General features: G+C 68.1%; 13 protein-coding genes and 3 pseudogenes. 6 read left to right on the top strand and 10 right to left on the bottom strand.

From position 1 onward, the window contains the following. Positions 1-46: 46 nt before the first annotated feature. Positions 47-187, bottom strand: coding sequence for a hypothetical protein (locus AB0953_RS31025; RefSeq protein WP_366862894.1), 141 nt, complete (start codon positions 185-187; stop codon positions 47-49). On the opposite strand from AB0953_RS31025, the gene AB0953_RS31020 reads away from it, so the two are divergent. Then, entirely contained in the window at positions 186-332 is a 147-nt protein-coding gene (locus AB0953_RS31020; protein WP_366862893.1) for a hypothetical protein, read from the top strand. The two genes, AB0953_RS31025 and AB0953_RS31020, sit on opposite strands and share 2 nt — an antisense overlap. 42 nt (positions 333-374) lie before the next feature. On the opposite strand, the gene AB0953_RS31015 is transcribed toward AB0953_RS31020, so the two are convergent. Next, the gene (locus tag AB0953_RS31015; RefSeq protein ID WP_366862892.1) at positions 375-1,253 is read right to left on the bottom strand and encodes a hypothetical protein; all 879 of its coding nucleotides are present in this window, start codon (positions 1,251-1,253) and stop codon (positions 375-377) included. Between the two features lie 569 nt (positions 1,254-1,822). Between AB0953_RS31015 and AB0953_RS31010 the strand changes: the two genes are divergently transcribed. From AB0953_RS31010 to AB0953_RS30995, 4 genes are all read left to right on the top strand, one after another. Then, complete coding sequence (locus AB0953_RS31010; RefSeq protein ID WP_366862891.1) at positions 1,823-2,524, top strand: BTAD domain-containing putative transcriptional regulator; 702 nt, start codon at positions 1,823-1,825, stop codon at positions 2,522-2,524. Between the two features lie 78 nt (positions 2,525-2,602). Next, a complete protein-coding gene (locus AB0953_RS31005; RefSeq protein WP_366862890.1) occupies positions 2,603-3,637 on the top strand; it encodes a ferritin-like protein in 1,035 nt (344 codons plus the stop codon). Positions 3,638-3,667: 30 nt separating this feature from the next. Further along, positions 3,668-4,492 carry a BTAD domain-containing putative transcriptional regulator gene (locus tag AB0953_RS31000; RefSeq protein ID WP_366862889.1) on the top strand — a complete coding sequence of 275 codons (825 nt, stop codon included), beginning with the start codon at positions 3,668-3,670 and terminating at the stop codon, positions 4,490-4,492. Between the two features lie 211 nt (positions 4,493-4,703). Further along, positions 4,704-5,087: a hypothetical protein gene (locus AB0953_RS30995; RefSeq protein ID WP_366862888.1), complete on the top strand. Its 384-nt coding sequence runs from the start codon at positions 4,704-4,706 to the stop codon at positions 5,085-5,087. Between the two features lie 22 nt (positions 5,088-5,109). Here AB0953_RS30995 and AB0953_RS30990 read toward each other — a convergent pair. The 7 genes and pseudogenes from AB0953_RS30990 to AB0953_RS30960 all read right to left on the bottom strand — a co-directional run. Then, positions 5,110-5,292: pseudogene (locus AB0953_RS30990) on the bottom strand (hypothetical protein); the annotation flags it as partial. Positions 5,293-6,215: 923 nt separating this feature from the next. Continuing rightward, on the bottom strand, positions 6,216-6,416 hold the full coding sequence (locus AB0953_RS30985) for a hypothetical protein (RefSeq protein ID WP_366862887.1): 201 nt from the start codon (positions 6,414-6,416) through the stop codon (positions 6,216-6,218). A 137-nt stretch (positions 6,417-6,553) separates the two neighbouring features. Continuing rightward, positions 6,554-6,808 (bottom strand): hypothetical protein, encoded by a 255-nt coding sequence (locus tag AB0953_RS30980; RefSeq protein ID WP_366862886.1) that lies wholly within the window; start codon positions 6,806-6,808, stop codon positions 6,554-6,556. 287 nt (positions 6,809-7,095) lie between these two features. Continuing rightward, entirely contained in the window at positions 7,096-7,623 is a 528-nt protein-coding gene (locus AB0953_RS30975) for a hypothetical protein (protein ID WP_366862885.1), read from the bottom strand. Between the two features lie 105 nt (positions 7,624-7,728). Further along, positions 7,729-7,974 (bottom strand): annotated as a pseudogene (locus AB0953_RS30970) (S24 family peptidase); the annotation flags it as partial. Between the two features lie 420 nt (positions 7,975-8,394). After that, complete coding sequence (locus AB0953_RS30965) at positions 8,395-8,934, bottom strand: DUF4240 domain-containing protein (protein ID WP_366862884.1); 540 nt, start codon at positions 8,932-8,934, stop codon at positions 8,395-8,397. 180 nt (positions 8,935-9,114) lie between these two features. Next, positions 9,115-9,255, bottom strand: a pseudogene (locus tag AB0953_RS30960) (IS5/IS1182 family transposase); the annotation flags it as partial. A 284-nt stretch (positions 9,256-9,539) separates the two neighbouring features. Between AB0953_RS30960 and AB0953_RS30955 the strand changes: the two are divergent. Next, positions 9,540-10,424, top strand: a complete 885-nt coding sequence (locus tag AB0953_RS30955; RefSeq protein WP_366862883.1) for a barstar family protein — start codon at positions 9,540-9,542, stop codon at positions 10,422-10,424. A 123-nt stretch (positions 10,425-10,547) separates the two neighbouring features. Here AB0953_RS30955 and AB0953_RS30950 read toward each other — a convergent pair whose 3' ends face one another. Continuing rightward, complete coding sequence (locus AB0953_RS30950) at positions 10,548-10,754, bottom strand: hypothetical protein (protein ID WP_366862931.1); 207 nt, start codon at positions 10,752-10,754, stop codon at positions 10,548-10,550. Positions 10,755-10,771 lie beyond the last annotated feature (17 nt).

Genomic DNA, 10,771 nt, shown 5'->3' with positions numbered 1-10,771 from the left:
CAGCATGGGCCCCGCACGCATCAGCATGGTTCGTCGATGGCTGCCCCTAGCAGTAGCCCGTGGGCACCCACGCCGAGGTCTCCGTTTCTCCGTAATAGCTGTACTTGCAGGACTCGCGTTCGAGCTTCCGGCCGTCGTCGCAGATCCATGTCCTCGTGCAGCACGGCACGAAGAGGCACTCGTTCATGCACACCTTCTGGCACTGCTCCCTGCATCGCGCCGGATTCCACTCGTGCGCGCAATGGTTCGAGCACTCCACACGGCACTCCTGCGGGCAGAAGGCCTCCGCCATGCCCGTCGACCAGTTCTCCCCGCACTTCGGCATCTCGTAATGGAACTCCGGGACCGTTCCTTTCGCAGGCATCGGAACCTCCTCAATCGTGGTCGTAGAAGCCGCTCAGCGGGCCGGTTCGGAAGGGGAACAGGTAGCTCACCTCGACCGGGACGAAGTACTTCTCCACCTCGTCCGTCTTACGGCTGGCGTAGGTGAAGACGACGTCCATGATCTGTCTGGGTCCTCCCAGGTTGGATGGTCGGACGTCGATCGAGGTGAGGGAGTAGTCGTCCATGAACCGCTCGAACGTCTTCCGGTAGATGGCGGGATAGCGGACCATCAGGTAGTTGAGCGCCCGGTCCGCGTCCGACGCGCCCACGTTCCCGGACACGTTCATCACCGTGTGCAGCAGGTCCCCCGCCGCCTTCTCGAACTGCTCCACGTCCATGGACTGGGGTCTGTCGATGGCCTGTATGAGGTATGGGATGGAGGCGGAGTAGAGCTGGTCCACGGTGACGACGGGCAGCTGGAGCCCGCCGCAGTGGCTCGGGGGCGCGAGCCCGCCCCGTACCCCGATGACTACGTCGAGGGCATCCGCCTGGTGCGAGGGCCGGATGGCTTCGGCCAGCAGGGCGAAGTCGGCCGGGTCCCGTGGGACCAGGATGTAGGTGTCCACGCCTTGTATCGAGAACACGTAGCACAGTTGCCGCGTCAGGTAGCGGTTTTCCGGTTGGTTGAGCACTTCACAGAGAGCCTCGCGGTCCGTCATCCATTCCGTATCCGTGCGCCTCATGCTCTGCGCCAGCTCCTTCTCCACGCCGGGGTCGCGAAATCGGAAGTCGAGACTGCCGATCGCGTAGACGAAGGACGGCGGCGCGGGCGCGGGCCGTGCGGACTGCTCGTCACGCTCGGTTTCGCATCGGCACCGCGCCGGGGTTGCCGATCCCGTTGTGGGGGTCTTGATGTCTTCGGCATCCATGGAGAAGCTCCTGAACTCCGGCGGGCGGCCGCCGGGCGGAGCGCGTGCGCGCTCCGCTGACTCAGTGTGTGCCGCCGTCTCGCCGACCCGTGAAAGTCATCCAGTGGTTCAGCCTTCTGGCCCGTTCCTCGCAACTGCGACACGGCCTGACACCCATTGCCAGGGTCACGTGCTTCACCACGTCGCCGAGGCCGATCTCGCCGTCGACGAAGCCGGGAAGCCTCATCCTGTGGGTGGGCCTGCGGACTTTGTCCGGCCGCGGGGTCTGGTGTCGTGGTTCTTCTCTCATCACGACCCACCATCCCTTCCGGGCGTCAGGAGGAGTGCTCCAAACGGGCGTCCCCTCCCAGCACACCCTTCTGCTCCCCACTGACCATCGTGCTCTCCCGTGCCACCACCCGCACCTCGACTTATCCGTAGGCCGGTTGGGCGCAGACCCGGTCGCGACGACGGGCTCGCGGCAGCCCCCCGCCCTATGATGTGGCTGTGGAAACCGAGACCGGTGTCTCGCGACCTGAGCGCAGGGACGGCACATGAATCCCTCTCCCTCACCTCCACGACAGTCCACTTTGCTGCTGCTCGACCGGTTCCGTCTGGAGTCCTGCGGCGAGCCCGTGCCCTTGTGCGGCAACGCGCAGCGGCTCCTGGCCTTCGTCGGGCTCCGGCGGCGGGTCCCCCGCTGCGTCGCCGCACGGACGCTGTGGCCGGAATCGACCGAGGCGCACGCCCGGGGAAGCCTGCGGACCGCGCTGTGGAAACTTCCGAGTCGCGCCCAAGGACTTGTCCGCTGCACGCAGGAGTCCCTCGCCCTCGCCGAGGGTGTCACTGTGGACGCGCGCGACCTCGCGCGGACGGCGCTCGACGTGGTCGGGGGCTGCGGGCCGCCGCGGGTCGAGCCTGTACTGATGGACCTCCTGGAGCAGGGCGATCTGCTGCCCGACTGGGACGAGGACTGGGTCGTCCTCGAACGGGAATGGTTGCGCCAGCTGCGCCTGCGCGCGCTCGACACGCTCTCGGAGAAGCTCGCGCGGCAGGGGCTGCCGGCCCTCGCCCTGGAGGCCGCCCTGGCGAGCATCCGCATTGAACCGCTTCGCGAGGATCCGCACCGTTCGGTCGTCTCGACGCACCTGGCCGAGGGCAATCTCGTCGAAGCCCTCCGGCACTACGAGTCCTTCCGCCACTTGCTCCGGGCGGAACTCGGGACCGAGCCTTCCGCCCAGTTCGCGCGCATGATCCCACTCGAATGGCGGTGCGCGGCGCGGCGTCGATGACGGCGCGATGACGGTGCAGTGACGGCGTCGAACGACGATTCGATGACGGGGGCTCGTCTCGTCGGAAGGAGCTTGGCGGTGAACGCCGTTCAGTACGCCCAGAGCAACCGAATCGTCGAGTTGATGCGGCAGCCGGTGGAACAGCGGGACGCCGAGTGGGTGAAGAAGGCACTGCAGCAGGCGGTCCTACTGGAACTCGCCACCCTCCCGCCTTACCTGTGCGGCCTGTGGTCGATCAACGGCACGAGCGGGGACGCCGGCCAGGTCTCCCACACCCTGCGTGAAATCGTGTTCGACGAGATGTCGCACCTCGGTATCGCCTGCAACCTGCTCACCACCGTCGGCGGCACTCCTCACCTCGCCGACGAGACGCTGGTTCCGCGTTACCCGGGCCCGCTGCCCGGCGGAGTACGGCCCAGACTGACGGTCTTCCTGAGCGGCCTGTCGAAGAAGTCGGTCGAGATGTACGCGAACATCGAGGAACCGGACAATCCGGCCCCGGGGGCGGCCGATCCCCCCTACACCTCGATCGGAGCCTTCTACACCGCGATCCTGAACGCCCTGTCCGCCGACCCGGGCCTGATCACCGGCCACCGGCAGGTGACCCGGGACATGTCGCACCACGGCTCGGGGAACAGCCTCGAGAAGCTCAAGACGCTCGACGCCGTCAAGGCGGCCATCAAGGTCATCAAGGAACAGGGCGAGGGAACGTCCGCGCCGCCCCCGGACCCGAACCAGGCGGTGGCGGCTTCGGGCGAGCTCCCCCACTACTACGCCTTCAGGGAGATCCTCGAAAAGTACTTCCCGGACCCGCCGGCACCGCAGCTGCCCATTCTCCCGATGGGAGAGGTGCCCGCAGGGGGTTGGCCACGGACCGGGGCCCCTGCCGACGTAATCAACCTCCTCGACAAGTCCAACCGCGCCTACAGCGACGTGCTGAGGCTCCTCGAGCAGGCGTGGCAGCAGGAGGACGAGGACGAGGCCACGGCACTTCTGGATGACGCTGTGCAGAGGATGTTCGCGCTGCGGTCACCCGCTCGGGAGCTGATGAATCGCGTGGTGCCCGGCGGCGGCAAGAACTACGGACCGGAGTTTCGCTACACGGCGCCGTGAAGCGCCCTTATCCACCCTATGAGAGGAACGATGGACCGCTCGACATCACCCTCCTCTCCCCACCTGCGGCTGATGGGTCAGTTCCGGCTGACGTACGGCGCCGAGGCGGTGAACCTGTGCGGGAACGCACAACGCCTGCTGGCTCTCGTGGGACTGCGCTCGTGCGTCAGCCGGACGGTCCTCGCGGGAACGCTGTGGCCGGAGGCCACGGAAGCGCGTGCCCGGGGCAGCCTGCGCAGCACACTGTGCAAGCTTCCCCATGGCGACCGGGCACTGGTCATCTGCTGCAGGAACACGGTCTCGCTCGTCGACTCCGTGACCGTGGACGCCTGCGTGCTCGCCGACACGGCGCTGCGCGTGGTGCGGGCGCCGAGGGCACTGGGGGTGGTCGGCGCCGAGGCGGTGCCAGCGGTCCTGTTCGGCGACGGGGAACTGCTGCCCGGCTGGGACGAGGACTGGGTGCTGCTCGAGCGTGAACGGCTGCGGCAGTTGCGCCTGCACGCCCTCGACGCGCTGGCAAACGGCCTGGCCCGGGCAGGCCAGCACGCACTCGCCCTCGAGACCGCCCTGACGAGCGTGCGGACGGAACCGTTGCGGGAAAGCGCGCACCGAGCGGTCGTGGCAGCGCATCTGGCGGAGGGGAACGTGCACGAGGCGGTGCGTCATTACGTCGCCTTCCAGCGCCTGCTGCACGAGGAGTTGGGCGTACTTCCCTCGGCCTTGTTCGCCCGCCTGCTCCAGTCGGGCGGTGAGCGCCGGCACACGCCTTCTCCACTTCGTGACAAGCGCGGCCGAACACTTCAGACCCGCCGTACCGCCTCAGTCGTCGGAACGGACGGGCCGCGGCCTCCCTGAAGAGGGCCAGCGAACATGCCGCGATCCGGGAAATCCGCGTACTCCACCCAGTCGGCCAGATCTGGATCTGCAAAGGTCGCCATGCCGTGAAGCTCCATGCCGACGGTGGCAACTCCCACGAGCTAGTGCCGCATCAAGCAACGTTCGCCCCGTCCTGGCGGACGGGGCGGCGGCAGGTAGCTGTCGGCCGCGGTCCGCGTAGTCTCGCGGGATGCACTCTCATCTGAGCTTCGAGAACCCTCCTGCGCTGCCTCACGAGGTGGTGGTCGAGACGATGGAGCGGGCTCTGCGCGACCGCTCGGCGGAGGGCGAGGCGGCGGGCGTCCTGGTCGGGACCGCGTTGAACGATCACGACGCGGAGTTCATCGAGCACTGGTGCATGCAGATCGGGACGCGGGCCACGTCGGGCAGTCCGTTGCTCGGGCTGGCCGGCCTGTGCTTGGGACACACCGCTCGACGCTTCGGACGCCTTAGCGATGAAGCCCTCGTGGTGGTGCAGTCGCTGGCGACGCGGGCCGAGGCCGACCCGTCGGACGTGGACGGTCGGGCCGTCGACGGATATGACGACGTCCGGAGCTTCCTGCACCTGTGGTGAAGGTCGTTGCCGCCGTGGCAGGTCAGGCTGCGTTGGCCCTGCTCACCAGGGCTCTGAGGCGCTTGTCTGCGGCGTTCTTGTTCCGCCAGATGATGTAGCGGCGGATCATGCTGCCCTGGGCGTTGTGACTGGGGTGGTCGGTGCCGTCGAGGGCGAAGTAGCGCAGGGCGGTGAACTGGGCCTCGATTCGGTTGAGCCAGGAGGACGCAGCGGGGCACCCAATGTGGGCGCGCCATTGACCTGCCCGCCGCCGGCCGCCGAAACGTCCGGGTGCCCGATGTGGCCGTGCGACTCGCCAGAAGCCGCTCACCTGGCCGAACATCCTTGCGGAAGAGAATGAGCCGTGGGCATGTCGGCCCCGTTCGTCGGACCAACGTCTGTCCGGCTGCAGCACCTGAAGGAGGTCCCCCACCTTGGAACCGATCGCACTGCGCGATGACATCCTTGCCGCCCTGGAGCCCATCACCGGACTGGAGGGCCGGGCCACCGAAGGCGGCGCGGGAGACGGGTTGCTCTACGGCCTCGTCACCCGCACCGGCAGCGGCGGAGAGGCATGGTGGCAGATTTCAGTACGGACCACGCCCGAGTCCCGGCCGAGAGTCCCTGAACTCGATCCCGCGCCCTCCCTGCCGGCCTCCGGGCCGGTCCGCGTCGGCGACATCGAGCTGCTTCTCGCCCACGCCGCCATGACGGCCGCGCCGTCACCGCCGCGCGCTACAGCACGCGCGAGAACCCGCCCGCGCTCAAGTACGCGTGCACGCCGAGTTCGAGGACGAGACGGCCGCCTTCCGCCAACTCCAGTGGGCGCTCCGGCCCGGCGAGGAGCGCCGGGACCACACCCGAGCCCTCCCTCGACGGAGCATGGGGCGGATCGCATCCTCGCCGAATGACCAGCGCACAGCCGCCACCGACGCCCCACGCCCGACGAAGCACGACACGATGACGAACTCCAGGAACTCCGGGCCTAGGTGAAGAACCTCAAACGCGAGCGAACCCAGCTCCAAGGCAGACTCGATGCCTCCGCCACGGTCATCGCCGCCCCTCCATCACCACAACCGCGCGACCGCCGGACAGCCTGCCCGCCCGCCTCGCCCAGGCCCGCCGCGAGGAGCGGTGGCGGTCTGGTCGTCAGCGCTTACGCGGAGGCATCCCGCCGGTGACCTCAACGGGCTCGCCCGCGGCGTGGAGGGTCCGCAGGAAGCGGCGACGCTGGCGTTCGGCGCCCGGCTTGATGATGACCGGCTGGCGGGATCCGTCGCACTCGACGAGCTCGCCGTTCAGCCGGCGCTTGTGGTCCATGACCGTGCCGGTCGTCCGGAGGTAGGTCACGTGCGGTGAGAGACAGACGGAGCAGCAAAGGGGTAGGCGCTCATGCCGTGAGCGTACGTGCGCGGGAGGCGGCCGGGAGGCGCTTCGCGAAGACCGGGAGGAGGGCGAGATACGGTCCCGCGGCTTTCGGCCCCGGCCTACACATCGGGCGTGGAGCGGAGCACCTTGTCCATGGCGTTCGCGAGCAGCCTGTCCACCGTCTCCATGGGCGCCTCACCGTTGGCCTTGGCGAGGTGGCTGATGCGGGCGCAGCCGTCGGCCATGTCCGTGAAGAAGTCGAGTTCCTGGGGTGCGCTCGTGCCGCCGGGACTTCGATGCCTCGGGGCCGACATCGAACGGGACTGGGTGGCCCGCACGGCGTGCTGGAGCCGTGTGGAACGCGTCCTGCTCACGCACGACCAGGTCCGCGCCTACAAGTTGCCCGCGGCTGCGGGGAAGGCCGAACATCCGCGATGGGCCGGGCTCGCCCGCCGGTACGGGTTCGACCCTGGCCAGCCTGTCCAGTGGGAGGTCGAGGCGCTCTGCCCCACCGAGCTCCAGCGTTTGGTCCTCGCCGCTGTTGCTCCCACGTCGACCAGGCCGTGCTCGACGACCGCATCGCGGACGAGGATCTTCAGTGAACCGGCTCCGCGCGTTTACCGGGGGGCCAGCCGACCGCCCGAGTGGTGGCTGACCACCGTCAGCCCCGAGAGCGGCGCTGACGGTGGGGGCGGCGGCGCCCCGGCGAGGGATCCGGAGCGGCCTCCGGTGAGGAGAATCCGCCGGGCACTGCGGCGCGCTGGACCGGCTGCTGCACGGCCGGGGCCGCGGTGGTGGGGAGTGCGGGCGCGGCCGTGGCCAGGATGGTGATGTGGGTGATGTTCCGGGCGCAGGCTTGGCAGACCTCGGCGAGGGTCCAGACCTGGCCGATGGCCGGGTTGTGGACGAGGACCAGCAGGCTGGTGCCGGCGCAGTGTACGCGGGATTCGTGGAGGGCACACCCTGCGCTGCCGCAGCTGCAGGCGGCGTTGGGGCGGGCGCCGGCGGGGCGGCCGTGGGCTTTGGCGTGCTCTGCGGCGAAGCGGCGCATGCTCGCGGCGTCCTTCGAGCGGGGCGGCATCCGGCACGCGGTGGTGCTGCAGGTGACGGACACGGTGTGGTCGGGGTGGCCGGTGAGGCGGACCGTCCAGGTCCGCCCCGGCACGCGTGCTCCGGGCGTCAGGGTCAAGTCGGGTCCCGTTGTCGTGCTGGTCGTGGCTGGCGGTCCTGCCGGCTCGTCAGAGAGCCGGGTGCGCCGTGTCGCCGGGGGCGGCTTGTCGGCGGTGCGGGGCGCTCAGAGCGCGCGCAGGACGGCGACCACCTTGCCGAGAATAACGGCGTCGTCGCCGGGGATCGGCTGGTACGCCGGGTTGTGCGGCATGAGCCAGACCCGGCCGTTCTCGCGGCGCAGGCGTTTGACCGTGGCCTGGCCGTCCAGCATGGCCGCCACGATGTCGCCGTGATCCGCGGTGTCAGCCTTCCTCACGGCGACGATGTCGCCCTCGCCCATGGCGGCGTCGATCATGCTGTCGCCGACGACCGGAAACCGACGGGTTCGCCGAATCTTGGAGGGCCCCCTGCGGCGAACCGGCGGCGATTCGGCCTTTACGACCTTGGGCGTGGCGTGGGCTCGCTCGCGAACCTGCACTGCAGAACAGCCAGAGCTGGAGTGGATCCGACAGGCCGAGGAGGATAACCGAAGCCCATGAAGGGCTTCGCCGGCCTCCTCCGCCAGCACCTCGACGTGGTGACCACCGGTCTGACCCTCCCCTGGAGATCCGGGGTCGTTGTTGGACACGCAAACCGGGTGAAGGCGCTCAAGCGAGCCATGTGCGAGGGTCTCGTTCGAACTTCCTCCGAGCCCGCATTCTCAGCCGACCATGAGTATCACGGAACTGCGGGAGCCCTTTTCAGGCGCTTGCGCCAAGAAATAGGGCGGCCAGACGTGGAAGCCGACGGCTCATCTCCCTTTTGTCGTCGAAGTCGAAATCCTCGCCCATACAACTGCGTTGTCGCTCTCTGTATTAACCCCACGGAAACTGCGCCAGGCTTCATAGAAGGCATCCGCATCACCCGTGATCCGTTCGAACGCCCCGCTGGCCACATAGTTCACGTCCTCATAGAACAGCACCTCGGAACGGTCTCGGACCTTCGCAGTCTGCACCACATCAGGGTGCGCAGCGAGGCTGTCGGGGGCAGCGGCCACGCGCTGGTACCACTGACAGCCCAAGGCGATCACACCGGCGCGGAAGTCCATGAAACTGTCGTCGGAGCACCCGCCCCCGATGAGATAAGCGGCCGCCCACACATCCCAGCGATACAGGGCGTCGTGCAGCTCGTCGAAACGTTCCGCGTACTCCAGAATCTCCTGCCGCGGCCTCTCCGCGAGCTGCTTGACGAGAACCTCGTCAAAGGGCTCACCCGTTGCGACAGCCCCAGCTTGCGCGGCTTCGATGACGTGCCAGAACGTGTCAATCTTCATGCCCGCGTACTCTGCCACGCCCCTATGACAGTCGATCCTGCACCCTGCCGACCCCTGGCTGTTTCGCGGAACTGCGGACAGAGCCCTCAAGAGGGCCATGTGGGCGGGCCTCCTTCCAACTGCTCCGGATACGCATCCTGACCCGCCCGTGATCTTCACAGGCCTCTAGCCGAGCAGCGTCAGGAGAGCTGCCAGAGCTTAGGTTCTGTCTCTTTGGTCAGGTCGTGCCCAGATGAGGATGGCGGCGAGGTGGAGTGCGGCCTGGTAGGCGATGGCGAGTTTGTCGCATCGGGTGGCCAGGCCGCGCCACTGCTTGAGCTTGTTGATGCCCCTCCCGACGGCACACGCCCGGCGTGTTCTCACGTCGATGCCCGCTGGTCCCGGCAGTTCTGGCAGAGCGGGTTGCCTCCGTGTCCGTACCTGCAGCAGGGCTGGTGGCAGCGGGCACACGGCCCGGTCTGGGAAGGTGCCCAGGTCACGGGCACGGGACGCGGCGGAGCGGGTGTGGCCACGTTCGTCGGGCGGCGGCAGAAGGTGACCGCCAATGCCCCAAACGACCACGCCCGCCCGCCTCGTACCCCTTCGCCAGACGACAATTCCCGTCCGAGCCGTAGGCTCAGCACATGCCGACCGAAGACAGCCCGCAGAGCACCGCCAAGCACTGGCAGGAGTGCACAGACGTGTACGACTTCCTGGAGCAGATCCGCCTCCGCCCCGGCATGTGGCTGCCCGGTGGTTCGTTGCTCCACCTGCAGTCGATCCTCGTCGGCTACCGAGCCGCACTGGGCGTGCACTCCGTCGACGAGCCCTTCGCCTTCTGGCCCGACGACCACTTCACCCAGTGGCTGCGTGAGCACCACGGCATGTCCAGCTCCCTTGGCTGGGCCGCGGAGATCGAACGCAACACCCCGGACGGCTCCACTCCGATCGAGGAGTTCTTCCGACTGCTGGACGACTACCACCGTCACGCAGCCTTGAAGCCGACGCCGAACACCTCAAAGGCCCGCTTCCCGGGCATCGAGTACATGGGCAACACGTTCGTCACCCTCTTCTGGCGCCAGCGGCTCCTCAACAAGGCTGTGCAGCGTCTCGAAGACCGTGACTTCCGCGTCGTCCGGCTGGCAGCGGGCCAGTGGAGCACGGAGCAGGACATGCACCGTGCCATAGCTGCCGCCTTGCAATTCCCCGACTACTACGGCCACAACCTTCACGCACTCAACGACTGCCTCGGCGATGTGGCCTGCTACGGCCCTTACGACGACTCAACGGACGGCGCGGGACTGGTCCTCACCTTCACCGACTACGACCGATTCACAGCCGCCTGCCCCCAAGCGGCGCAAGCCGTACTCGACATCATCGCCGACCAAGCCCGTCACGCAGCCGTACTTCAGCGCAGGCTGATCTGCCTGGTCCACAGCAACGACCCCGACATTCGATTCAACCCGGTCGGTGCCATGCCCGTCATGTGGAACAGCGACGAATGGCTGGACGCCAACCGCCGAGGCTAGGCAGGCGATCTTCATCCCTCTGCTGCAGCCTCCCAGGCGGCGGTGACACATCCCTCCTCCCAGTGCCACCATCACATTGCCTCACCGTGTTACAACAGCTTGCGGACCCGCGGCAGGTCCGCCTCAGGTGGGATACCCAAGGCCACCATCCGGTACCCGCTCGATCCCCTCGCCGGTCGCGCCGAGGCGGTGAAAGACCTCCAGCACGCTCTGCCGGGCTGCAGCGGAGCCATCGTCCTTCAGCACGATCAGCCGGATCGTGCAGTTCTGAGACGGACGGACTGTCTCCCCGGCCCAGAGAACACCGTCGCCATCGCGATCCGCCTTGATGACGTCCCCGCTGGCGA

The organism is Streptomyces sp. NPDC046866 (assembly GCF_040704625.1).
Lineage (GTDB): Bacteria > Actinomycetota > Actinomycetes > Streptomycetales > Streptomycetaceae > Streptomyces.
Note: the sequence above shows the minus strand (reverse complement) of the source record. Positions and strands in the feature narration are given on the sequence as shown.

What these genes read in the sequence shown, in the direction of transcription:
- AB0953_RS31000 (WP_366862889.1), top strand. Translation starts at nt 3,668, where the DNA reads ATGGACCGCTCGACATCACCCTCCTCTCCCCACCTGCGGCTGATGGGT.
- AB0953_RS30995 (WP_366862888.1), top strand. Translation starts at nt 4,704, where the DNA reads ATGCACTCTCATCTGAGCTTCGAGAACCCTCCTGCGCTGCCTCACGAG.
- AB0953_RS30955 (WP_366862883.1), top strand. Translation starts at nt 9,540, where the DNA reads ATGCCGACCGAAGACAGCCCGCAGAGCACCGCCAAGCACTGGCAGGAG.
- AB0953_RS31025 (WP_366862894.1), bottom strand. Translation starts at nt 187, where the DNA reads ATGAACGAGTGCCTCTTCGTGCCGTGCTGCACGAGGACATGGATCTGC.
- AB0953_RS31015 (WP_366862892.1), bottom strand. Translation starts at nt 1,253, where the DNA reads ATGGATGCCGAAGACATCAAGACCCCCACAACGGGATCGGCAACCCCG.
- AB0953_RS31020 (WP_366862893.1), top strand. Translation starts at nt 186, where the DNA reads ATGCACACCTTCTGGCACTGCTCCCTGCATCGCGCCGGATTCCACTCG.